The 22,549-nt window shown below is 71.6% G+C and carries 23 protein-coding genes and 1 pseudogene; 13 read left to right on the top strand and 11 right to left on the bottom strand.

Features of this window, described 5'->3' with window-relative positions:
- Positions 1-54: 54 nt before the first annotated feature.
- The 4 genes from ABTX18_RS03105 to ABTX18_RS03090 all read right to left on the bottom strand — a co-directional run bounded on the left by ABTX18_RS03105 (position 55) and on the right by ABTX18_RS03090 (position 3,211).
- Entirely contained in the window at positions 55-1,299 is a 1,245-nt protein-coding gene (locus ABTX18_RS03105) for an ROK family protein (protein WP_352120978.1), read from the bottom strand.
- 113 nt (positions 1,300-1,412) lie between these two features.
- On the bottom strand, positions 1,413-2,057 hold the full coding sequence (locus ABTX18_RS03100) for a DUF305 domain-containing protein (protein WP_352120977.1): 645 nt from the start codon (positions 2,055-2,057) through the stop codon (positions 1,413-1,415).
- On the bottom strand, positions 2,054-2,704 hold the full coding sequence (locus ABTX18_RS03095; RefSeq protein ID WP_352120976.1) for a thioredoxin-like domain-containing protein: 651 nt from the start codon (positions 2,702-2,704) through the stop codon (positions 2,054-2,056). Before ABTX18_RS03095 ends, ABTX18_RS03100 begins: the two co-directional genes overlap by 4 nt.
- A gap of 81 nt (positions 2,705-2,785) precedes the next feature.
- The gene (locus tag ABTX18_RS03090; RefSeq protein WP_352120975.1) at positions 2,786-3,211 is read right to left on the bottom strand and encodes a hypothetical protein; all 426 of its coding nucleotides are present in this window, start codon (positions 3,209-3,211) and stop codon (positions 2,786-2,788) included.
- A gap of 113 nt (positions 3,212-3,324) precedes the next feature.
- Between ABTX18_RS03090 and ABTX18_RS03085 the strand changes: the two genes are divergently transcribed.
- The gene (locus tag ABTX18_RS03085; protein WP_352120974.1) at positions 3,325-4,248 is read left to right on the top strand and encodes an LURP-one-related family protein; all 924 of its coding nucleotides are present in this window, start codon (positions 3,325-3,327) and stop codon (positions 4,246-4,248) included.
- 379 nt (positions 4,249-4,627) lie between these two features.
- Here the strand turns inward: ABTX18_RS03085 and ABTX18_RS03080 are convergent.
- Positions 4,628-4,903, bottom strand: a pseudogene (locus ABTX18_RS03080) (VOC family protein); the annotation flags it as partial.
- A 142-nt stretch (positions 4,904-5,045) separates the two neighbouring features.
- On the opposite strand from ABTX18_RS03080, the gene ABTX18_RS03075 reads away from it, so the two are divergent.
- The 8 genes from ABTX18_RS03075 to ABTX18_RS03040 all read left to right on the top strand — a co-directional run bounded on the left by ABTX18_RS03075 (position 5,046) and on the right by ABTX18_RS03040 (position 13,685).
- Complete coding sequence (locus ABTX18_RS03075; protein ID WP_352120973.1) at positions 5,046-6,782, top strand: FUSC family protein; 1,737 nt, start codon at positions 5,046-5,048, stop codon at positions 6,780-6,782.
- Positions 6,779-7,285, top strand: a complete 507-nt coding sequence (locus ABTX18_RS03070) for a MarR family winged helix-turn-helix transcriptional regulator (RefSeq protein ID WP_352120972.1) — start codon at positions 6,779-6,781, stop codon at positions 7,283-7,285. The genes ABTX18_RS03075 and ABTX18_RS03070 overlap by 4 nt, the downstream gene beginning before the upstream one ends.
- Before the next feature lie 386 nt (positions 7,286-7,671).
- On the top strand, positions 7,672-9,267 hold the full coding sequence (locus ABTX18_RS03065) for a sensor histidine kinase (RefSeq protein ID WP_352120971.1): 1,596 nt from the start codon (positions 7,672-7,674) through the stop codon (positions 9,265-9,267).
- Positions 9,264-9,671 carry a roadblock/LC7 domain-containing protein gene (locus tag ABTX18_RS03060; protein ID WP_136324765.1) on the top strand — a complete coding sequence of 136 codons (408 nt, stop codon included), beginning with the start codon at positions 9,264-9,266 and terminating at the stop codon, positions 9,669-9,671. Before ABTX18_RS03065 ends, ABTX18_RS03060 begins: the two co-directional genes overlap by 4 nt.
- Positions 9,668-10,039, top strand: a complete 372-nt coding sequence (locus ABTX18_RS03055) for a DUF742 domain-containing protein (protein WP_352120970.1) — start codon at positions 9,668-9,670, stop codon at positions 10,037-10,039. Before ABTX18_RS03060 ends, ABTX18_RS03055 begins: the two co-directional genes overlap by 4 nt.
- A complete protein-coding gene (locus ABTX18_RS03050) occupies positions 10,020-10,634 on the top strand; it encodes a GTP-binding protein (protein WP_352120969.1) in 615 nt (204 codons plus the stop codon). The genes ABTX18_RS03055 and ABTX18_RS03050 overlap by 20 nt, the downstream gene beginning before the upstream one ends.
- 68 nt (positions 10,635-10,702) lie before the next feature.
- Positions 10,703-12,256 (top strand): cytochrome P450, encoded by a 1,554-nt coding sequence (locus ABTX18_RS03045; RefSeq protein ID WP_352120968.1) that lies wholly within the window; start codon positions 10,703-10,705, stop codon positions 12,254-12,256.
- 88 nt (positions 12,257-12,344) lie between these two features.
- Entirely contained in the window at positions 12,345-13,685 is a 1,341-nt protein-coding gene (locus ABTX18_RS03040) for a 6-phospho-beta-glucosidase (protein WP_352120967.1), read from the top strand.
- 34 nt (positions 13,686-13,719) lie between these two features.
- Here the strand turns inward: ABTX18_RS03040 and ABTX18_RS03035 are convergent, their stop codons facing one another.
- Both ABTX18_RS03035 and ABTX18_RS03030 read right to left on the bottom strand, forming a co-directional pair.
- Positions 13,720-14,160 carry a hypothetical protein gene (locus tag ABTX18_RS03035; RefSeq protein ID WP_352120966.1) on the bottom strand — a complete coding sequence of 147 codons (441 nt, stop codon included), beginning with the start codon at positions 14,158-14,160 and terminating at the stop codon, positions 13,720-13,722.
- Positions 14,154-14,612, bottom strand: coding sequence for an ATP-binding protein (locus ABTX18_RS03030; RefSeq protein ID WP_352120965.1), 459 nt, complete (start codon positions 14,610-14,612; stop codon positions 14,154-14,156). The genes ABTX18_RS03035 and ABTX18_RS03030 overlap by 7 nt, the downstream gene beginning before the upstream one ends.
- A 204-nt stretch (positions 14,613-14,816) precedes the next feature.
- Between ABTX18_RS03030 and ABTX18_RS03025 the strand changes: the two genes are divergently transcribed.
- The 3 genes from ABTX18_RS03025 (at position 14,817) to ABTX18_RS03015 (ending at position 16,817) form a co-directional block, all read left to right on the top strand.
- A complete protein-coding gene (locus ABTX18_RS03025; protein ID WP_352120964.1) occupies positions 14,817-15,677 on the top strand; it encodes a Sco1979 family transcriptional regulator in 861 nt (286 codons plus the stop codon).
- The gene (locus ABTX18_RS03020; protein WP_352120963.1) at positions 15,677-15,916 is read left to right on the top strand and encodes a DUF397 domain-containing protein; all 240 of its coding nucleotides are present in this window, start codon (positions 15,677-15,679) and stop codon (positions 15,914-15,916) included. Before ABTX18_RS03025 ends, ABTX18_RS03020 begins: the two co-directional genes overlap by 1 nt.
- Before the next feature lie 94 nt (positions 15,917-16,010).
- A complete protein-coding gene (locus ABTX18_RS03015; protein ID WP_352120962.1) occupies positions 16,011-16,817 on the top strand; it encodes an SAM-dependent methyltransferase in 807 nt (268 codons plus the stop codon).
- A 19-nt stretch (positions 16,818-16,836) separates the two neighbouring features.
- On the opposite strand, the gene ABTX18_RS03010 is transcribed toward ABTX18_RS03015, so the two are convergent.
- Positions 16,837-18,324, bottom strand: a complete 1,488-nt coding sequence (locus tag ABTX18_RS03010; protein WP_352120961.1) for a membrane-associated oxidoreductase — start codon at positions 18,322-18,324, stop codon at positions 16,837-16,839.
- A gap of 129 nt (positions 18,325-18,453) precedes the next feature.
- Between ABTX18_RS03010 and ABTX18_RS03005 the strand changes: the two genes are divergently transcribed.
- Entirely contained in the window at positions 18,454-18,894 is a 441-nt protein-coding gene (locus ABTX18_RS03005; RefSeq protein WP_352120960.1) for a YchJ family protein, read from the top strand.
- A gap of 54 nt (positions 18,895-18,948) precedes the next feature.
- Here the strand turns inward: ABTX18_RS03005 and ABTX18_RS03000 are convergent, their stop codons facing one another.
- The 3 genes from ABTX18_RS03000 to ABTX18_RS02990 form a co-directional block, all read right to left on the bottom strand.
- On the bottom strand, positions 18,949-21,021 hold the full coding sequence (locus ABTX18_RS03000; protein WP_352120959.1) for an MDR family MFS transporter: 2,073 nt from the start codon (positions 21,019-21,021) through the stop codon (positions 18,949-18,951).
- A gap of 55 nt (positions 21,022-21,076) precedes the next feature.
- Positions 21,077-21,904 (bottom strand): ATP-grasp domain-containing protein, encoded by an 828-nt coding sequence (locus tag ABTX18_RS02995; RefSeq protein WP_352120958.1) that lies wholly within the window; start codon positions 21,902-21,904, stop codon positions 21,077-21,079.
- A 225-nt stretch (positions 21,905-22,129) separates the two neighbouring features.
- Entirely contained in the window at positions 22,130-22,393 is a 264-nt protein-coding gene (locus ABTX18_RS02990) for a hypothetical protein (protein WP_352120957.1), read from the bottom strand.
- Between the last annotated feature and the right edge of the window lie 156 nt (positions 22,394-22,549).

Below are 22,549 nucleotides of genomic sequence, written 5' to 3'. Positions count from 1 at the left end.
GACGCGGCCGTCCCTCTTTCGCGTGTTCCGGGCCGTCGCGGCCGGACCGTTCGTTCAGACCCGGGCCCGGCCCGCGTACGCCACCGGGTCCGCCAGTACGTCCGTCATCACCAGCGCCGCCGCACCCCGCGCCGCGTCACCCGCGACGGACGAGGCGCGCAGCCGGGCGCTGCCCGCCGACCACAGCCCCGACACCACCCGGTCGGTCAGCTCCTCGTCGGCGGCCGGCGCCAGCCACGGCATCAGGTTGCGGTAGATCCCGCCGAGCACCACCGCGTCCGGGTCCAGCAGATTCACCGCCCCCGACAGCACCCGCCCCAGCTTCCGGCCGGCCTCGGCGACCGCCGCCACCGCCCGCTCGTCCCCGCCCCGGGTACGCCGCTCCAGCTCCGCGACCCCGATCCCGCTGCCGGTCTCCTCGATCCCCGCCGCCCGCAACAGCGCAGCCTGTCCCGCGTACTGCTCCAGGCAGCCGCGCGAGCCGCAGCGGCACTGCGGGCCCGCCGGGTCCACCACCACGTGCCCGATCTCCCCGGCGAAGCCGTGCGCACCGCGCAGCAGCTCGCCGTTCACGACCAGGGCGCCGCCCACACCGATCTCACCGGTCAGATAGAGGAACGTCCGCACCCGCCCCAGCCCGCCGAACCACAGCTCGGCCAGCGCCGCGAGATTCGCCTCGTTCTCCGAGCTCACCGTCAGCGCCTCGTGCCCCGGGCGTTCGGCGGCCAGGGCTGCGGCGAACAGCTCCTCGGCCGGCACCTGGTTCCAGCCCAGGTTCGGGGCCTGACGCACGGAACCGCCCGACACCAGACCGGGCAGCGCCAGGGCGACGCCGACCGGGAACAGCTCCTGCTCGCGCGCGGACTCCAGGGTGCGCGCGGCGATCCTGGCCGCCCGGGCCAGCACATCGGCGGGCGGCGCGCCCCGGTTGTCGAGGTGCTCGGTGAGGCGGACCCGGCCGGTCCCGGCCAGATCGACGACACACACGGACACGTAGTCGATGTTGACCTCGACGCCGAGCCCGGCCGGACCGGTACGGGCCGTCTTGAGCGCGGTTCCGGGCCTTCCGGCCTGGCCGCTGAACGTCTTGCCCGACTCCGTGAGGAACCCGCTGTCGAGCAGCTGCTCGACGAGGGAGGACACGGCGGCCCGGGTCAGTCCCACCCGCGCGGCGACGCCGGCGCGGGTCGCCTCGCCCTCGCCCTCGTCACGGACGGCCCGCAGCACGAGGCTGAGGTTGCTGCGCCGGACGGTGTCCTTGTCGGCCTTGGGCCCCAGCGGCGTGAGGTTGCTCTTCATATCGGTGCCGAGCCTATGCGATTCCGTACGTCAGTACGGTCGGGATGCGGACAGACCGGGTCCCGGCCGCGCACGGGACGCGACCGGGACGGGGGCCGGGACCGGACAGCGGATCAGGCCGTGGCTCCCCGCTCCTTCAGCATGTCCGCCATGAGCGCGATCTCGGACCGCTGGCCCGCGACCATGCCCGAGGCCAGATTCCGTATCTCGTCCGTCCCCGCCGCGGCGGCGGCCGCCTGCGCCATCTCCGCCCCGGCCCGGTGGTGCGCGGTCATCAGCCGCAGGAAGAGCACCTCGGCGTCCCGGCCCTTCGCCGCCCGCAACGTGTCGAGTTCGGCGTCGGTCGCCATGCCGGGCATCAGCGCGCCGTCCCGCGGGGCGACGGTATGGCCCATCCACGCCATGGGCGGCCCGGGGGAGCTCTTCGCGCGCCCCCACGTCTCCAGCCAGCCCAGCATCATGCCGCGCTGGTTGGCCTGGGTGTTGATGATGTCGTACGCGAGGCGGCGCACCGCCACGTCCGAGGTGCGGTCGCGGACGATGAACGCCATCTCGACCGCCTGCTGATGGTGGACCGCCATGTCGCGCGCGAATCCGACATCGGCCGAGATCTCGGCGGGCGCCGCCGTGGACCTCGCGGCGGCGGGCGCCGAGGAGGAGGGACGTACGAGCATCAGCACGACCAGACCGACCGCGAGCAGCAGAACCGCCCCGCCGGCCAGCACCAGGGGCCGTGACGCGCGGGCCGCGGGCGTCACTTGGCGATCCCGCCGGAGCAGGCGGCACCCGGCTCCGGGGTCTGGGCGCCCTGGACGTACTTCGTGAAGAACTGCGCTACGCGGGGGTCGGCCGCGCTCTTCACGGCGAGCTGCTTGCCCCACGCGCTGAGCATGAGCGGGGACCCCTGGTCCTCCACCGGGCTCATCAGGGAGTACGGGGTGGCCTCGACCTTCTCCTGGAGCTTCTTGACGTCGGCCGGGCTCGCCTTGCTCGTGTACGTGACCCAGACGGCGCCGTGCTCCAGCGAGTGGACGGCGTTCTCCTTCGGTATCTCCTCGGTGTAGACGTCGGCGTCGCAGTTCATCCACACCGGGCTGTGGTCGCCGCCGACCGGCGGGTTCATCGGGTAGTCGACCTTCTTCTGTACGTGCTCCTGCGTGAGCTTGTCCCAGCTCTTCTCGCCCTCGACGGGCGAGGCCTTGGCGGCCGTCTCGGCCTTGTCCTGCTCGTCGGCCCGGTTCATGAGGTAACCGCCGCCGGCGACCAGAGCGGCCACGACGGCCACGGCCGCGGTGATCGTGATGACGCGGCTGCGGCGCTCGCGGGCCCGATCCTTGCGGCGGGCCTCCTCCAACTTGGCGCGACGGGCGGCGGCAGGGGTGTTCTGCTTCTTGGCGGAGGCCATGGTGGGTCCTTCGGTTCGTGACACGGATGGTCTGCGGGTACGCGGGAGCGTTCTCGGTGCGTCCGAGAACGTGGCGTCCGGCTAGATCCGTTGAACCTGAAGGCGCAGATGGTCCACGTCGACCACCGTGTCGTTCGACGGGCCGCGGATCGCGGCACCGCCGGTGAGCGGGACGGACGGGACAGCCGCGGCGGCCGAGGGTAGCGCGGCCGGGGCGGGCTGGCCGGGCAGCGGGACGGGCGCCGAGCGCTCCGAGGCGCCGTGGCAGGAACTGCCGATGCCCCGATCGCCCGGGGCGTGGGCCACCACGACCGGCGCCGCCCGCACCTGCACGGCGAGAGTGATCCGGGGCGCGGCGACGGATGCGGGGCCCTCGTGCGCGGAAGCGTGCGGCGCGGACGTCGGCAAGCAGCACGAGGCCAGGGCGATCAGGACGCACACCCAGCCGAGCACCACGGTCGCGGCGGCACTCCGCCGTCCGTCCGTCCGTTCGCTCAGCGCGTTCATCCCGGCATCGTACCGGTGTGCGAAACTTCACTGAGTGCGGGACCGGATGCGGTGAAGCTGTGGATCCTGGCACAAGGGGTCCCGCTCCGGGTGCGTCGGGATAGTGTGCCCCGGTGACAACGCACTCGAACGTATCTGCGGGCTGGTATCCGGATCCGCACGGCGACCCCCAGCTGCAGCGCTACTGGGACGGGTCCCAGTGGACCGAGCACACCGCTCCGGCCGGCGGCCAGCAGCAGGCGCAGGCCCAGTCGCAGGCCGCGCAGGCCCCCGCCCAGGCGCCGCATCAGCAGCAGGCATCCCCGCAGCAGCAGTATCAGCAGCAGGCGGCCGCCCACCAGCAGGCCGTCCCGCACCAGCAGGCGGCCCCGCAACAGCACGCCGCGGCTGTTCCGCAGCAGGGTATGCCGCAGCAGCAGGGTGGCGCCCCGGGTGCGGGCACGCTCTTCAATCAGCAGGTCCTGGTCGTGAACCAGAAGGCCAAGCTGATCGAGGTGACGAACGAGTACCGCGTCTTCGATCAGCACGGCAACACCATCGGCTCGGTCATCCAGGTCGGCCAGAGCGCGCTGCGCAAGGTGCTGCGGTTCGTGAGCAGCATCGACCAGTACCTGACCCACCGGCTCGAGATCCGCGACGCCTACGGTCAGCCGCAGCTGCTGCTGACCCGCCCGGCGAAGTTCATCAAGTCCAAGGTCATCGTGCAGCGCCCCGACGGGCAGCCGGTCGGCGAGATCGTCCAGCAGAACGCCATCGGCAAGATCAACTTCGCGATCATGGTCGACGGCCAGAAGGTCGGCGCGATCAAGGCGGAGAACTGGCGCGCCTGGAACTTCGCGATCGTCGACCACAACGACGCCGAGATAGCCCGGATCACCAAGACCTGGGAAGGTCTCGCGAAGACCATGTTCACCACGGCGGACAACTACGTGCTGCAGATCCACTACCAGCTGCCCGAGCCGCTGCTCAGCCTCGTGGTGGCGACGGCCCTGACCGTGGACACGGCCCTCAAGCAGGACGCCCGCGGCCTCGGCTGAGCCCGTCCCCGTACCCCGTACGCGAAACCGCCCGCGCTCCCCACTCGGCAAGGTGAGGACGTGGGCGGTTCCATGATCCGCCATGCGGGCCCTACCGTTCCTAGGGACTGAGCAGGAGTGAGTCTGCTCGGCCGCACGCCCCGAACGGTCTTGGGCGCACTGGTCTCCGGCGTACTCGACGCCGAGGCAGAGACACGGATCCTGCCCGTGGTCCGATCCCGGGAGGCCGGATTCCTTACGACCTGGCCGAATAGGCGCGGCCAGAGGTCACGGGGAGGCCCCGATCCATCTCGCTGGTGGATCGGGGGCCCCGCACGCTGACGCCACACCCGGTGTCCCAGGTCGCACGATCACGCGGCAGATCGCCGCCCCCGCTCTGCGCGGTGGCCGCCGTCGCGTCCCGCGCCAACGCGTCCGCGTCCTCGACGGCGAACGACACCGTCCGGGCCGGCGGCTGCCCGGGCCGGTAGGCGGGGCTGAGTGCCGCGACCCGGGCATCCCCGAGGTGCGCCACGGTGTAGCCGCCCGCCTCCTCGCGCGGGTCCGTCTCGGTCCGCCGGCCGAATGCGGTGTAGAACGGCTTGGCCGCAGCGACATCCGAGGTGCTCAGCCACTTCCAGCAGGGACCACCGGGCACCGGTGCGGTGAGTTTCATCGAGGCATCCTCCGTGCGTGGGGTGGAGAGGTGCCGGGCTGCCTGACCCGGCTGAACGCTATGACCGGGAGCGGGGGCGGACTGTCAGGCACGCGCACCGGCCGAAATCATTTACATGTGTAATACCTGTTAAAGTATGTGGGTGAGTCATACAAGCATCCGGTCCCGGCAGTCCTCCTCCGTCCGTGGAATCCCGCTCACGGCGCCGCTGCGCCTGGCCCGGCCCTCGGACATGTGGTTCAAGCCGGCGACCAGCGTGGTCGTCGCCACGGCGATCCCCAACCTGGTGCTCCACTCCCTGGACCGCCTCGACCTCGTGATGTACACGATGGCGGGCTCGCTCTGTGCGCTGTACGGCCACAACCTGCCCTACGCGCGCCGCGCCCGGACCCTCGTCGGGGTCGTCCTCGGCATGATCGCCGGCCTGGCCGTCGCCCTGGTCGCCGCCTCGCTGACCGGTTCGACCGCGGTCCTGATCGCCGTCGGCGCACTCCTGGCCGCCGGGCAGAAGCTGCTCTGCGACGCCACCCGCATCGGGCCCCCGGGGCCGGTGATCTTCACGTTCGTCAGCTCCGCCGCCCTGTTCGCCCCGCAGGAGATCGGTCAGGTGCCGAGTCACCTCGCCCTCACCGTCGGCGCGGGCGCGGTGTCCTGGCTCGTCGGCGTCGCCCCCGCACTGGTTCGCCGGGAGGGACCCGAGCGCCGCGCCACGGCCCGTGCCCTGAACGCGGCCGCCGCGTACGTCGCCGACCCCGGCCACCGCACCCGCCGCGCCGCCGTCGCCGCCGTGCACGCGGCCTGGCAGACCCTCCTCGCCGCCGGACGCCCCACCTCCGTGCGCACCGCTCTGGAACACCTCGTCGTCCACGCCGAGACCGCACTCGCCATGCCCGCAGGCGACACGGCCGGGGACGCCGATGCCGGCCGGCTCCGCGACTGGGCCCGCCGGACCCGCGCGCGCGGCCCCGTGCCCACACCGGCGCCCGCTGTCGGAACCGCCGCCGAACTCCTCGGCGTCGACGCCGAACGCGCCGCCCGGCGCCCGGCCTTCGGTGACGGGGCCGTACGCGCCCTGCTGCGGCGCCTGGCCCCCGGCTCCCCGCTGCTGCCGGTCGCCGCCCGCACGCTCGTCGGCTGCGCCCTGGCCGGGTACCTCTGCTCGGCCCTCGGCGTCGGCCGCCCCTACTGGGCGATCGTGACCGCCGCCTCGCTCTACCAGGCCAACGTCACGCTCTCCTGGAACCGCACGCTCCAGCGGACCCTCGGCAATCTGCTCGGCGTCCTGGTCTTCGCCGCCGTCCTCCCGGCCGCCCGGATGGACCCGCTGGTCCTGATCGGCTTCTGCCTCCTCTTCGCCTTCGCCGCCGAGGCCCTGATCACCCGCAACTACTGGCTCGGCTCCGTCGCCGTCACCCCGATGGCGCTGCTCGTCCTCGAGTACGCGGGCCGCCAGCCGGCCGGTGAACTCATCGGCGACCGGGTCCTGGACACCGTCATCGGCGCCGGCGTCGGCTTCCTCGCCGCGGTGCTCGTCACCAACCGGCGGGCCACCGGCCGCGTCGAGAAGGCCCTCGCCGACGCCGAGCGGGCCCGGGCCCACGCCGTGCAGACCCTGGCAGCCCCCGCGCCCAACCCGGCGGCCCTCGAGGCGGCACGTCGCAGGCTCACCGGATCCCTGGTGGAACTGCGCGAGGCGGACGACGCCGCGGCCGGCGAGTGGTGGCAGCGTGCCCTGCCGCAGGAGGCCGTACTCGCGGCCGAGCAGGCCGGACACCGTACGCTCGCGGCGACAGCGACAGCGACAGCGACAGCGACAGCGACAGCGACAGCGGCACGGCAGGGGACGACCGTCCCCGCCCAGGAGAACGGAGCGGTGTGACCGACGACATCGTCGCCTCGGTAGTACGGCAGTGGCAGGCCGTCAACCCGGAACTCGACACCGGGCCGATGGAGCTCATCGGCCGCATCAACCGCTGCTCGGCCCTGCTCCAGCAGGCCGAGGACGCACCGTTGCGGGGCGCCGGACTGACCCGCGCCGAGTTCGACCTGCTGGGCGCGCTGCGGCGCACGGACCGTGAACTCACCCCGGGCGACCTGGCCAGGGAGACGTTCTCCTCCGGCGCCGCCGTCACCAAACGGCTCCGCGCCCTCCAGGAGCGCGGTCTGATCGCCCGCCGCAGCGACGCCCGGGACCGCCGGGTCGCGCACGTCGGCCTCACCGACGAGGGGCGGGAGCTGGTCGACGGACTGCTCCCGCAGCAGCTCGCGTACGAACGCGCGGTGCTCTCCGGTCTCGACGCGGAGTCCCGCGACCGGCTCAGTGCACAGCTCAGCGAACTGCTCCTCCAGCTGGAAGGCCGCATCGGCGGCGCCCGCCGCTGATCGACGGGCCGCCCCCGCGACCGGGCGGCCTCGCACGCTCGGGGTGGTCATGGGTCTGCCACTTTCGATCCGCTTCGATCACATGTGCCCTTGTCCCGGCGGTCCCCGTCTCGTGCAAGAGGGGATGCGCAGGCCAGGCCCCGCATACCCGGCCTTCGTCACTCCTCGCGCACGACCGTTGGCGGTGCGTGCAAAAACTCGTGAGTGTATTACCGCCCGAGCGCTCGCGCAGGGGGTTGGGCGAATGTGCCGAAGCACTGTTTCGATCTGACTAAGCTCACGCGCAGTGAAGCCGAGTTGATATGAATTCGAGCGCTTGTTCCCTCCTGCCCTGTAAGTGCCGTAGCTCCCGATATACCTCCCGAATCAACCGCCAGAGGTTTTAGATGGTTCGTGTTGAATCACCACCGATCGACCGAGAAACCCCCGTCGTCCGCACCGTGTTGCTGTCCGTCGTCGTGATGGCCGGAGCAACCGCGGCCGCCGTGGCCCTGGTTGCCGAGGCCGCGCGGATACCACTCATCTGGGGCGGCGCCTTCGCCACCGTCGTGGTCGCCGTGCTCACCGCCGAACTCGCCCGCCGCGCCCGTACGATCCGGCGCCAGCGCGCGCATTACGAGCAGCGCGTCACCGCGCTGGAGCGGCGCATCGCCAACCATGACGAAGAGACCGTGCGGATCAGCAAGGAGCTCCTCCCCGCCGCGATCCACCGGCTGCGCGTGGGCAATTCGCCCGACGAGGTGCTGCGGGACGTCGTCGACGCGGACGAGGTCTACCGCCATCTCCCGGACGCCCAGCGCTCGCTCGTCTACACCGTGCTGGACATCATCGACAACGAGGAGGCGACGCGTGACTCCGCGCAGCGCGCCTTCGTCAACGTCGCCCGCCGCGTCCAGGCGATCGTCCACCGGCAGGCCAGTGAACTGCGGGAGATGGAGGAGCACCACGGGCGCAACCCCGACGTCTTCGACGACCTCCTGCGCATCGACCACGGCACCGCGCTGATCGGCCGGCTCGCCGACTCCATCGCCGTGCTCGGCGGCGCACGCCCCAGCCGTCAGTGGCCCAAGCCGGTACCGCTGTTCAGCGTGCTGCGCGGCGCCATGTCACGCATCCTGGAGTACCCGCGCGTCGATCTGCACTCGATCGCCAAGGTCGCCATCATCGGCACCGCCGTCGAACCGCTCATCCACGCCTGCGCCGAACTCCTCGACAACGCCACCCGCTACTCACCGCCGCAGACCCGCGTCCACGTCACCGCCGTCGAGGTCCAGACCGGCATCGCCATCGAGATCGAGGACGGCGGCGTCAGCCTGAGCGAGGAGGCCCGCGCCCGGGCCGAGAACATGCTCGCCAGGGCCCAGGCCGGCTCGAGTATGAACGACCTCGGTGAGTCCCCCCGCCTCGGCATGGCGGTCGTCGGCCGGCTGTCGCGGATGTACGACCTCCAGGTCTCGCTGCGCCAGTCCGCGTACGGCGGCGTCCGCGCCGTGCTCATCGTGCCCCGCGCCATGATCACCACCGGACCCGCGCCCGGCATCGCCCACGGCATCGGCGCCACGTCGCGGCCCACCAGCGACATCGACCTCGCGGACATGAAGCACGTCGTCCCGGCCCGCAGCCCCCACCGCAAGCCGCGCCCCGTCGCCTCCCGCCCGGCCACCGGACCGGTCGCACCCGAGACGCGCCCCGCCACCCCCGCCGTCGCCATGCAGGACGACGCCCCCGTGGTGACCGAATGGACCTCGGGCGGACTCCCGCAGCGCCGCAGCCGCGGCCGCGCGCCGCTGGGTTCGCACAACCTCCCCGCCCAGTCCACCGACGGTGCCGGGCGGAGCAACGGCAGCGGCCGGGCCAACGGAACGGAGCCGCCTCCCGGGATCTGGCTGGAGGCGTTCACCAAGGCCGCCAACGGCGTGCCCCAGGAGCCCAGGACGGACGACGACTCTGACGATGCGTGGGACAAGGGAGACCTGAAGTGATCCAGCAGCGAGGCAACATGGACTGGATGCTCAAGGAGCTCGCGGACGACGTCCCCGACATCCATCAGATCGTCGTGCTCTCCGCGGACGGACTGCGCATCGCCCGGCACGGCGGTGACCCCGACGTCGCGGACCGGCTCGCGGCGGCCTGCGCCGGGCTGCAGAGCCTGGCCGCCGCGGTCGCCTCGGAAATCCCGTACAGCGACGGCAAGATGCGGCTCGTCGTCATCGAGGTGACCGGCGGGTTCTTCTATCTGATGGCCGCCGGGACCGGCGCGTACCTCGCGGTGCTCGCCGGTGAGACGGTCGACGCGGGGCTCGTCGGAGCACGGATGCGCGACATGGTCGTACGGATCGGCGCCCACCTCACGAGCCCGCCCCGGCACGACGGGCAGGCCGGATGAGTTCTTCCCGACGAGAACGCCCCAAGGCCGATCCGGCACTGAGCGATCCGGAACGGCTCTACGTCATCACCGGCGATCCCGACGGCAGCGAGCGGGCAGCGCTCGACCTGGTCACGATGGTGGTTTCGAAGTCGCAGCCGACCCCGACGGTCCAGCCCGAGCAGGCCGTGATCCTGCGGCTCTGCCAGGCCCCGTTATCCGTCGCCGAGATCTCCGCCTACCTCAGCCTGCCCTTCAGCGTGGTGACCTCGCTCCTCACCGAACTCCTCGCCACGGAACTGATCGAATCGCGCGCGCCGATCGTCCGCGCGACCCTCCCGGACAGGTCCCTCCTCGAAGCGGTGATGCATGGACTTCAGAAACTCTGACACGATCACGGGCCCACGGAGCGAGGACATCCTGCCCACCACGGCCACCGCCGCGGTGAAGGTCGTGATCGTCGGCGGATTCGGGGTCGGCAAGACGACCATGGTCGGCTCGGTCAGCGAGATCCGGCCGCTGACCACCGAAGAGACCATGACCCAGGCCGGTGTCGGCGTGGACGACAACTTCGGGGTGGAGAGCAAGACCGCCACCACCGTCGCCATGGACTTCGGCCGGATCAGCATCAGCGAGGAGCTGATCCTCTATCTGTTCGGCACGCCCGGCCAGGAGCGCTTCTGGTTCCTGTGGAACGGGCTGTTCGAAGGCGCGCTCGGCGCCGTCGTGCTCATCGACACCCGCCGGCTCGAGGTCAGCTTCGACGTCATCGGGCGGCTGGAGGAGCGCGGCGTGCCGTTCGTCGTCGCCGTGAACACCTTCCCCGACGCCCCGAAGCACCCCGTCGAGGCGCTGCGCAGCGCCCTGGACCTGCCGGACGAGGTCCCGATGATCGACTGCGACGCCCGGCTGCGCGCCTCCAGCCGCGATGTGCTGATGACCCTGATGCGCTATCTGCACAGTCTGGCCGTCCCGCTCGGCTGACGCCGCCCCGCACCCGATTCGCGTACCCCACCCGTCCGGCCCTTGGCAGCCTGATCCCTGGAGCGATCGTGACAACCCCATTCCACTACGAACCCGGCGAGGCCCGGGGGCAGGTTCCGCCCCCCGAGTGCCCGGCCCACGGCCTCGGCATCGGCCCCGGAGGCGTGCGACGGTTCTACGGCCCCGAGGCCGAACAGGATCCGCATGGCCTGTACGACAAACTGCGCGCCGAACACGGCTCCGTGGCGCCCGTGCTGCTGCACGGGGACGTACCTGCGTGGCTGGTCCTCGGGCACAGCGAGAACCTGCACATGACCCGTACGCCCTCGCAGTTCTCCCGTGACTCGCGCCGCTGGCGGGCCCTGCAGGACGGCAGCGTCGCGCCCGACCACCCCCTGGCACCGATCTTCACCTGGCAGCCGATCTGCGCCTTCGCCGACGGTGCCGCCCACGAGCGTCAGCGCGGCGCCGTCACCGACTCCATGGGGCGGATCGACACCCGCGGGGTGCGCCGCCACGTCAACCGGTACAGCAACCGGCTCGTCAACGACTTCTGCCGTGAGGGCCGCGCCGACCTGGTCAGCGCCTTCGCCGAACGGCTGCCCATGATGGTGATGTGCGCGATCCTCGGCATGCCGGAGGAGTACAACGACCGGATGGTGCAGGCCGCGCGTGACATGACCCGGGGCACCGCGACCGCCGTCGAGAGCAACGCCTATGTGCTGGCCGCGCTGAACCGGCTCGTCGAACGGCGCCGCCGCGAACCCGCGGACGACTTCGCCACCTGGCTCGTCGAGCACCCCGCCGCCATGAACGACAAGGAGGTCGCCGAGCATCTGCGGCTCATCCTGATCGCCTCCTACGAGTCGACCACCAACCTGATCGCCAACGTCCTGCGCATGGTGCTCACCGATCCGCGCTTCCGGGCCCGGCTCAGCGGCGGGCACATGACCGTCCCCGAGGCGGTCGAGCAGACCCTCTGGGACGAGCCCCCGTTCACCGCCGTCTTCGGCCGCTGGGCGGTCGGCGACACCGAACTGGGCGGGCAGCGCATCAAGGCGGGCGACGCCCTGATCGTCGGCATCGCCCCGGCCAACACCGACCCGCTGGTGCGGCCGGACCTCGACGCCAACATGGAGGGCAACCGTGCCCACCTCGCGTTCAGCGGCGGACCCCACGAATGCCCGGGCCAGGACATCGGCCGCGCGATCGCGGACGTCGGCGTCGACGCCCTGCTGATGCGCCTGCCCGACCTCGAACTCGCCGTCGAGGAGAGCGAACTGCGCTGGGTCGGCAACATCATGGGCCGCCATCTGGTCGAGCTGCCCGCCGAGTTCGCGCCGCGCTCCCCGCAGGACGACCGGGAACCGCCGTCCATGGGCAAGCCGAACCCGGCGCGCCAGGACTGGGAGGTGCAGTCGGCGGTCCGCCACGTGGCGCCGACCCCGGTACGCACCCCCGTTCCCGCCTCCGCGGCCGGCGCGGCCCCGGCGGGGGCGACCGTGACCGTCGAGGGGCGGGTGGGCGAGGGCTCCCCGGCCGGAATGATCCCTCAGCAGCGCAGGCCCGCGGCCCCGGCCAGGCTGTGGCGCGTCGTGACCCGCTGGTGGAACGGCTACTGAACCGCGCGCCCGCTGACGGGCGCGGGCGTCCCGGCCCACCGGCCGGTCGTCCGCGCCCCGTTCCGCCACCCACGTACCATGCGGAAGCGTGAAGCTGACAATTCTGGGCGGCGGCGGATTCCGGGTTCCTCTGGTGTACGGGGCGCTGCTCGCCGACCACGCCGAGGGCCGCGTCACGGCCGTCACTCTCTACGACACGGACGCGGACCGGCTCACCGCCGTGGCCCGGGTCCTCACCGAGCAGGCCGAGGGCATTCCGGACGCGCCGGCCGTCGTCGCCACCACGGAACTGGACGAGGCGCTGCGCGGCGCCGACTTCGTCTTCTCGGCGATCCGGGTCGGCGGCCTCGCGGGCCGGGCCGCGGACGAGCGGGTCGCACTCGACGAGGGCGTCCTCGGCCAGGAGACCGTCGGCGCCGGCGGAATCGCCTACGGGCTGCGTACCGTACCGGTCGCCGTCGACCTGGCCCGCCGCATCAGTCGGCTGGCCCCGCACGCCTGGGTCATCAACTTCACCAACCCCGCGGGTCTGGTCACCGAGGCCATGTCCCGCCACCTCGGCGACCGCGTCATCGGGATCTGCGACTCGCCCGTCGGCCTCGGGCGCCGCATCGCCCGCGTGCTCGGCGCCGACCCCGGCCGGGCCCGGATCGACTACGTCGGCCTCAACCACCTCGGCTGGGTGCGGGGCCTGTACGTCGAGGGCCGGGACGAACTCCCGCGCCTGCTCGCGGATCCGGAGCTGCTCGGCTCGTTCGAGGAGGGCCGGCTCTTCGGCGCCGACTGGCTGCGCTCCCTGGGCGCGATCCCCAACGAGTACCTGCACTACTACTACTTCAACCGGGAGGCGGTCCGCGCCTACCGGGACGCCGAGCAGACCCGCGGCGCCTTCCTCCGCGCACAGCAGGAGGGCTTCTACGGCCGGATGAAGGACCCCGCCACACCGGCGCTGGCCACCTGGGACCGCACCCGTGCCGAGCGCGAGGCGACGTACATGTCGGAGAACCGGGACGTCGCGGGGGCGGGGGAGCGGGACGAGAGCGACCTCGACTCCGGCGGCTACGAACAGGTGGCGCTCGCCCTCATGCGGGCCGTCGCGCGCAACGAGCAGACGTCTCTGATCCTCAACGTCCGCAACCGCACCACCCTTTCGGTGCTCGACGAGGACGCCGTCATCGAGGCGCCCTGCCTGGTCGACGCGAACGGCGCCCGCCCGGTCGCGGTCGACCCGCTCCCGTACCACGCCGTCGGCCTGGTCACCGCGGTGAAGGCCGTCGAACGCGCGGTGCTCGACGCGGCGGCGAGCGGTTCGCGCACCGACGCCGTGCGCGCCTTCGCCCTGCACCCGCTGGTGGACTCCGTCTCAGTGGCCCGCCGGCTCGTCGACGGCTACGTGAAGGCGCACCCGGGGCTGTCGTACCTGCGATAGCCGCCACACCCCCGCACGCACACGGGAAAGGGCGTCAGGGAGCGGAGACGACGCGTGGTCCGCCCGCGGGTGCCCACGAAGGGGCCACCCCCATCACCTGGCAGACCATCAGGAAGAGGGGGATGGGCGGGGTGTAGGGCGTCCGGCTGTCCGGCTGGTGGATCAGCCGGGGGCGCACCGCCGGGACGCGGGTCCCTCGCGCGTAGGCGGCCTGCGCGGGCCAGTCCAGATCGAGGTCGGAGCCGGACGGCACGATCCACCACCAGCGCTCGGCGTCCGCGAAGACGCAGCCCGTGCGCGGCAGATGAGACATCAGCCGGAAGCCGTAGCGCGCGGGCACCCCCACCGCGTCACAGCCCAGGCTCGCCGAGAGGGACGCCGGCAGCGGCAGCTGCACCATGCCGGCGGCGGGGACGCAGCCCGGTTCGCGGGAGCGCCTGGCTCCGAGCAGATGGGACATGGCGTTCTTCAGCATGAGTGCTCCGAGCCGTGCGGCAGTTCCGCCCAGACGATGCGGCCCGACCCGTTCCCCGCGTCGCGGGACCCCCAGGCGCTGCACATCGCGTCGACGAGCAGCAGGCCGCGTCCGTGCTCGTCGTCGGCACCGGCGCCCAGACGCGGCCCGCCGGGTTGGTGTCCCTGGTCCTGCACGGCTATGCGCAGCCGGTGGCCGAGGCGGCTCAACTCGCACACGACGCGGGTGCTGGCGGTGTGCACCACCGCGTTGGTGACCAGCTCGGACACGATGAGGACGGCGGCGTCGTAGGTGTCGCCGTCCGGCCGCCACTCGTCCAGCCGGGCCCGCGTCAGCCGCCGGGCACCGGCGACCGACTCGGGCTGCGCGGGCAGCGCGAAGCAGTACCGGAGCGCTTCGGTCCCGGGGCTGAGATCCATGAGCCGGGGGATGAGCGCACTGCCAGGTGCCACGACCGAATCCTCACAGTGGGGGCTGTGTCACGCTTCGCGATCTTCCTGAAAAAGGGCGGGCATGACGAGTGAACTGGTTCACTCACCAACTCTCCCCCTGTCGGGAACACTTGGCAAGGGGCACTCTGAAAATTTCAGAGTGGCTGTGTTCTTGGTGGGATGCACATGGCACACTGCTGGCAACAGAGCATGGGGAGGTCTGAAGTGAGCGAACCGCGGTCCGCCCCGACCGTGGGTCAGGTCGTTCTGGGCAAGCGCCTGCAGGATCTGCGGGAGCGTGTCGGCCTGAGCCGGGAGCAGGCAGCCAAGGTGCTCCGCGTCGCCCCGGCGACGATCCGCAGGATGGAGACGGCCGAGGTCGCTCTCAAGATTCCCTATGTGCAGGCGCTCCTGAAGGCCTACGGCATCGCCGAGGCGGAGACCGACGCCTTCGTCGATCTCACCGAGGAGGCCAACAAGCCGGGCTGGTGGCAGCGGTTCCACGACGTGCTGCCCGACTGGTTCAGCATGTACGTCAGCCTGGAGGGCGCCGCGAGCCTCCTGCGCATGTACGAGCCGCACTTCGTCCCCGGACTGCTGCAGACCGAGGACTACGCGCGCTCCGTCATGCGCACCGGAGCGATCGGCCAGACCAGGCCCGAGGACATCGAACGACATGTGGCCCTGCGGATGGAGCGGCAGTCCCTGCTCACCCGGCCGGACGCCCCGAAGCTGTGGGTCGTGATGGACGAGACGGTGCTGCGCCGCCCGGTGGGCAGTCCCGACGCCATGCGCGCCCAGACGGACCGGCTGCTGGAAGCGACCGAGATGCCCAACGTGACCCTGCAGGTCGCCGAGTTCTCGACCGGCCACCACCCGGGCACGTACGGGCCCTTCGTCCTCTTCCGGTTCGCCGTCCCCGAACTTCCCGACATGGTCTACAGCGAATACCTGACCGGGGCCGTCTACTTCGACGCGCGCCCCGAGGTGGCCTCCTACCTCGAGGTCATGGACCGCATGGCGGCCCAGGCCGCGACTGCACAACGCACGAAGGAAATCCTCCGGGACTTCCGCAAGGAGCTGTGATGACACCACCCATATACAACGGCATGCCGGCCGCCGATCTCGGCTCCGAAGGCTGGTACAAGCCGTGGAGCGGTGGCAACGGCGGCAACTGCGTCGAGGCGATGAAGCTCTCCGACGGAAGAATCGCCATGCGCCAGTCGGCCGACCCCGAGGGTCCGGCCCTCATCTACTCCCACCGCGAGATCGCCGCCTTCATCCAGGGTGCCAAGGCGGGCCAGGCGGACTTCCTCCTGACCTGACCTCGCCCGGCCTACGTCTCCGCGCGGACGGTTCCCGGTCGCCGCGCACCGAAGCAGTCCTCTGTTCGCCGACCACGGAACCAAGGAGCGCGCTATGACCGGGCACGAGCCCCCCGTCGAGATCGACACGAGCAAGCCGCATCCTGCGCGGATGTACGACTGGTTCCTCGGCGGCAAGGACAACTATCCGGTCGACGAGCAGATGGCCCGGCAGTTGCTGGCCGTGGACGCCCGTGGCCGTGACATGGCGCGCGTCAACCGGGCGTTCATGCACCGGGCCACCCGCTGGCTCGCGGAGAACGGCATCCGGCAGTTCCTCGACATCGGTTCCGGGATTCCGACCGAACCCAACCTCCACCAGATCGCCCAGCGGACCGCGCCGGACGCCCGCATCGTCTACTGCGACAACGACCCGATCGTCCTCGCCCACGCGGCGGCCCTGCTGCGCTCCACCCCCGAAGGCGCCACCGAGTACATCCAGGCCGACGCCCGCAGGCCCGAGGTCATCCTCGAAGCGGCCGGCAAGGTCCTCGACTTCGACCGGCCGGTCGCCCTGTCGCTGCTGGCGCTGCTGCACTTCCTGGACGACGAGGACGGCGCCGCCGAGCTGGTGGACCGCCTGGTCGACCAGCTCGCGCCCGGCAGCTACCTCGTCCTCTCCCAGACCACCGGCGACTTCGACCCGGAGGGCGCGGCCAAGGCAGCGGCCCTCTACAAGGCCCGCGGCATGACGCTGCGCCCCCGCAGCCACGCCGAGCTCTCCGCCTTCTTCCACGGCCTCGAACTCGTCGACCCCGGCGTCTCGCTCTCCGCCGACTGGCACCCGGAACTCGGCGAGGTCATCGACGTCCCGGGCGACGAGCCGATCCCGGGCTACGCGGGCGTGGCCCGCAAGGGCTGAGCGACGGGGGTGCGCACCGCTACTGCCTGCTGACCGAACGGCTGATGCCCGCGGCGATCGTCGTCGCGAGCAGCCAGCCCGTGACGATCAGCGCGTACGACAGCCACTGGAACCCGCTCTGCGGATTGAACGCCTTCTCCTGCCCGAAGTCGACGAGGGGCAGGAGCAGGTCAAGGGTGTAGAAGAGCGCGTTGAACGGGGGATGTTCGTCCGCCTTGAGCGGGACCGGCTCGTGAGCCGCGTACGCCAGCGTGCCGATGAGCAGTAGCGACACGAGCCAGGTGGCGGCCCGGACCGGACGGTAGCCGTACCCGACGGTGACGTCCTGGAGATAACCCCAGATCCGGGCGTACATGGGCAGGGTGCCGCGGTGGCGGCGCTGCTTGGCGAGCAGCACGGTGCGCGCCGCGCTGTCGTCCCCGATCCGACGGTACGACGTCGTCAACTGCTCGTAGGCGTACGGGGTGTACCCGTCACCCTCCCTCTCGAGCAGGGGAAGCCGCTGCTCGGCGGGCAGGGTCGGCAGCAGGGCCGTGTAGCTCAGCCCGTCGAGCCGCACGTCCCGCGGCCATACGGCCGGCTCGGCGTGGATGAGGTCGATCTGGGTGCGGCGCAGATTCACGGCGCCCTGAATGGGCGCGGCGGCCCGCAGCCAGAACTCGCCGACCATGCAGCTGCTCGCGCGGAGCGCCACTCCGCCGGGATTGGAGAGCCGGGCGTACGAGAGGTTCCACTGCCCCGGAATCCGCATGCCGCGCACGTTGGTGCGTCCCTGGATCCGGATCCGCATCGCATGCAGGTCGGTGCCTGCGGTGAGGGTCTCCGCCTGCAGAGCGGTGGCCCCCGGATGCGTCAGCTCGGCGTCGTCCAGCCGGACCTGGCCGGACACGCTCGCTCCGTCCAGCCGGAGCTCGCCGTGCAGGACGAGCCCCGGCAGCCACAGATCGTCCTCGATGACGGTGTGGTTCAGCTGGAGGACCGGATTCCGGTTGAACGCGGTCGAGCCGTCCGCGTGCACGCCGATCCTCGCCCGGTCGCCGAACAGGGCCTGGGTGATCTTCGAGCCGCCCAGCTTGACCGGGCCGGGAATGCGGCAGCCGCTGATCCGGAGCACGCCGTCGACCCGGAGGGTTGCGGCGGACAGCCCGGGCAGCACCGAGTCGCTCAGATTGAGCTGCCTCATCGCGGCCCCGTAAAGCTCGGGCGCCTGCTCGAAACGGCAACGGTGCAGGGTCACGGCGCAGGCGACGGTGGCGAACCGCAGATTCAGGACGCCCGTGACGCGTGCGCCGGTCACCCGCAGCGCGGCTATCTGGCCGTCCTCCTGCGGGCTGACGGCCAGCAGCGCGCGCAGCACCTCACCGCGCACGGTGCGTTCGCCGCCCCAGGCCTCGGCGGTCTCCGGATCGTCCGCCACCTCGTCCCCGGTGCGGAAGTCGACGGTGTCACCGCGGGGGAAGGCATCCCAGACGCGGCGTTCGGCGGCGGTCAGCTCGGTGATCTCCATCGGCGGGACTCTGACCCGTGAGCCCGGTGCAAGTCAACCCGGCCCTCCCACCCGGCCATTCGGACTTCGGGGCGCGGGCGGACGACCTCCGCCGCACGACCTGTCACCGCCGCAGGTCACAATGGATCCATGTCCCGACGCACCGCACGCCCCAGGCGGCCCTCCACCGCTCCCGCCGCTGAGGTCACCGCGGCCTCGCCGTGCCCCTGCGGGCTGCGCGCCCCGTACGCGGAGTGCTGCGGGCGGTTCCACGCGGGGGCGGCGGCGCCGACGTGCGAGGCGCTGATGCGGTCGCGGTACACCGCCTTCGTGGTCCGGGACGCGGCCTACCTGCTGCGCACCTGGCATCCGGACCACCGGCCGGACGTCCTCGACCTCGACCCCGGTCAGCGCTGGCTGGGACTGGAGATCCTGGAGACCTCGGAGGGCAGTGCCTTCCACACCACGGGTACCGTCACCTTCCGGGCGCACTACTCGTCGGGCGGCCGGCGCGACTCGCTGCACGAGAAGAGCCGCTTCGTCCGGCACGAGGGCGCGTGGGTGTACGAGTCGGCGGTCTTCGCCGACTGACGGTCCGGGGTCTTCGCCGACTGACGGTCCCCGGCCGGGCGGCCCGGAGCGGCCTCAGACCGGCGCGCCCGCCGGCGCCGCGGGGGAGAGTTCCTGGGTGAGGTCCTCCGCCAGCAGCCGCTTGGCGATCACATCGACCGCGGCGCGCAGCCGGGCGTCGTCCGCCTGCTCCCGCTGGTCGCCCAGCTGCTCGGTGAGCCAGTGGGACCAGGCGTCGGTGATCGTCCTGGCCTCCCGGCTGCCCGCCGCGGTGTGGGTGAACAGATGTCCGTCCCCGGTGAGGTAGCCCTCCTCGATCATCCGGTCGAAGACGGGCACCAGGACCTCCGGCGGAATCCGGTGCCGGGCCGCGATCAGCCGGAGCCCCGCATGGCCGACCATGCGGGTGAACAGCTCGACCTGCATCACCGCCCAGGCGCCCGCCATGTCGAGCCGGGTGTCGGACGAGGCCACGATCCGCCGGGCCGTGTCCGGGTCCACCCGCCGCAGGACCTTGGCCACCGAGAACTCCAGCAGCCGGGCCGAGTCCCCGGCGCTCGGCGAGGCGAATCCCTCACCCATGTCGGTCGAGCCGGCCCGTGCCGTGTCCCGCAGCTTCACCTCCTTCAGGAACAGCGCCACCAGGAAGCCGAGCACCGCGACCGGCACCGTCCACAGGAACACCGTGTGCAGGGTGTCGGCATACGCCTGGGCCAGCGGCGCCGACTGGGCGTCCGGAAGCGCGTGCAGCGCCTGCGGACTCTGCGAGGCCTTCGCCAGCACCGCCGGATCACCGCCCGCCCGAGCCGCTTCCGCGACGCGGTCCTCGAGGTTCGGGCCGAGCGAGTTGGCGTAGATCGTCCCGAAGACGGCCGTGCCGAAGGAGCTGCCGAGCGTACGGAAGAACGTCACGCCCGAGGTCGCCGTGCCCAGGTCCGCGTAGTCGACGGTGTTCTGCACCGCGATCGTCAGTACCTGCATGCACAGCCCGATGCCGAGACCGAGCACGAGCATGTACAGCGACTCCAGCCACACCCCGCTGTCCGGGCCCATCCGGGACAGCAGGAACAGTCCGACCGCCATGACCAGCGAACCCACGATGGGGAAGATCCGGTAACGGCCGGTCTTGCTGACCACGTTGCCGCTGAAGATCGAGGCGGCCAGCAGGCCGATGACCATCGGCAGCGTCCGGACCCCCGAGAGCGTCGCCGAGTCCCCGTCCACGTACTGCAGATAGGTCGGCAGGTAGATCATCGCGCCCAGCATCGCGAAGCCCACGATGAAGCTGAGGATCGAGCAGACGGTGAACACCGGATTCCCGAACAGCCTCATCGGCAGCATCGGCTCCTTCGCCCGGAACTCGACGAGGCAGAAGAGGGCCAGGGCCACCAGACCGAGGACGAACAGGCCGATGATGACGCCGGAGCCCCAGGCGTACTCGTTGCCGCCCCAGCTCGTCGCCAGGATCAGCGAGCTCGCCCCGACCGTGACCAGCGCGATGCCCAGATAGTCGATGACCGGCCGGCCCGCCGCCTTCACGGACGGGATCGTGCGGGCCGCCGCGATGACCACCACGATCGCGATCGGCACGTTGACGTAGAAGGCCCAGCGCCAGGTCAGATGGTCCGTGAAGAGACCGCCGAGCAGCGGCCCGATGACGGTCGACACGCCGAAGACGGCGCCGATCGCGCCCTGGTACTTGCCGCGGTCGCGCAGCGGGATCACATCGGCGATCAGCGCCATCGACGTGACCATCAGACCGCCCGCGCCGATGCCCTGCAGACCGCGCCACACGATCAGCAGCGTCATGTTGGTCGCGAGACCGCAGAGGAACGAACCGGTGATGAAGATGATCGCCGAGAGCTGGAAGACGATCTTCCGGCCGAACAGGTCGCCGAACTTGCCGACCAGGACCGTCGCCACGGTCTCCGCGAGGAGATACGCCGTCACCACCCACGACATGTGGGCGGCGCCCCCGAGGTCCGAGACGATCGTCGGCAGCGCGGTGCCCACGATCGTCTGGTCGAGGGCCGCCAGCAGAATGCCCAGCACGATCGTCGCGAAGACGATGTTCCGGCGGCGCGGATCGAGCAGGGGCGGGGCACCGGCAACCTGCGCGGCGGGGGCGGTCTCGCTGGCAGTGGTCACCTTTGCACCCTCACACCGCGCCAGGCGCCACGCATGCGGTGAACGGCCGGACGTGTCAGCCCAGCAGATCCTTCAGCGACGCCTTCATCCGGGTGACGAACGCCTCCCGTACCGGCTCGGCCACCCGGTCCAGCGAGAGATACGGATTGAGGTCCTCGAGCTCGACGAGCAGCAGAGCGCCCTCGGCGGTCCGGCACGCGTCGACCCGCTGGATGCCGTGGTCGAGGGTGTTCCACTCGACGAACGACCGTGCGAACTCCAGATCCGCCGCAATCGCCTCGTACGGCTCCAGGACCCAGCGCCGCTCCGGGTGCGGCGCGTACAGCGCGTACTGGAAGTCGTGGTCGACGAAGTAGAAGGACACCTCGTACCGGAAGTCGATCCGAGGCTGGACCAGCTGCGTGCCGTCCGCCCCGGGCGGCAGCGCGGGGGTCCGCACGAACCGCAGGCCGGCCGAGTCCGCGCCCAGCTTCGGCTTGACGACATAGCCCTCGGACTCGGGCAGCAGCCCCAGATCCGCCACCCGGTCCACGGTCGGGATCACCGGATACCCGGCCCGGCCCAGATCGACGAGGTACTGCTTGCCCGCCATGTCGCCGCGCCCGGTCAGCGGGTTGTAGACCCGAGCGCCCACCTCCCGGGCTCGCGCGCGGAAGGCGTCGTACTCCTCCTGGTAGTGCAGGACGGGACCGCTGTTGCGTACGACGACAGCGTCGAAACCGTCCAGCAGAGCTGCGGCATCACGGGGGTGACAGAGCGCGATGTCGAAGTCCTCGCGCAGCCGCGACGTCAGGTGGATGTCCTCGTCGCAGTAGCGCCGGCCGCGGGCCTCGTAGGCGAGGTCGGTGACGAACAGGACGGACGGGCGCGGTGCGGCGGGCATGGTTCCCCCAGGGGTTTCGGGGCGGACGGTGGGACGGCGTCGGGGGTGCTGCCCGTCAGCGACCCCGGGGCGTCACGACGTCCGCCCCACAAGAGTCACTCGCCTCGCAAGCACCGCCCGTTCCCCGCATTCTCTCGCCCGTGCGTGCCGGCGATCGCCGCGGGGCCCACCCGGCCCTGCGAACACGACCTCGGGCGGGACCGACCGTCACACGAGGCCGGGGAGTCACCAGGAGCTGCCGGGGCTGATGGCCAGGCGGGGGTGGTGGGCGGAGAGGACCTTGTTGGCACGGGCCAGCTCCGACAGGGCCTGCTCGCGGTCGGCCTGGTCCTCGACGCCGAGCCGCGGGCCGCGGAACCTGCGGACCTCGCGCGCGGCGCACTCGGCGGCGAACTCCGCCTCCACGATGTGCGCCGGGGTGCAGGAACCGATCAGTGCCGCGATGCGGTCCGGGATCGGGACGGGGACGAGCAGGTGCGAGGCGGTCATGGGTTCCCTCTCGAATGGTGGCCAGGAGGTCGGGCGGCGCGGCCGCCGGGTGGGCTGCCGACTCCTCCATGTGTACGGGACGCGCTTCCGGGTTTCTCGCTGAGAACGTCTCCGTGTGGCAACCGTTTGGGAGTGACCGGGTATTTCCTCTTACCT

Origin of the sequence: Streptomyces sp. NPDC096323, from assembly GCF_040302845.1 — a bacterium.
Taxonomy (GTDB): domain Bacteria; phylum Actinomycetota; class Actinomycetes; order Streptomycetales; family Streptomycetaceae; genus Streptomyces.
This window is presented reverse-complemented; position numbering and strand designations above follow the sequence as displayed.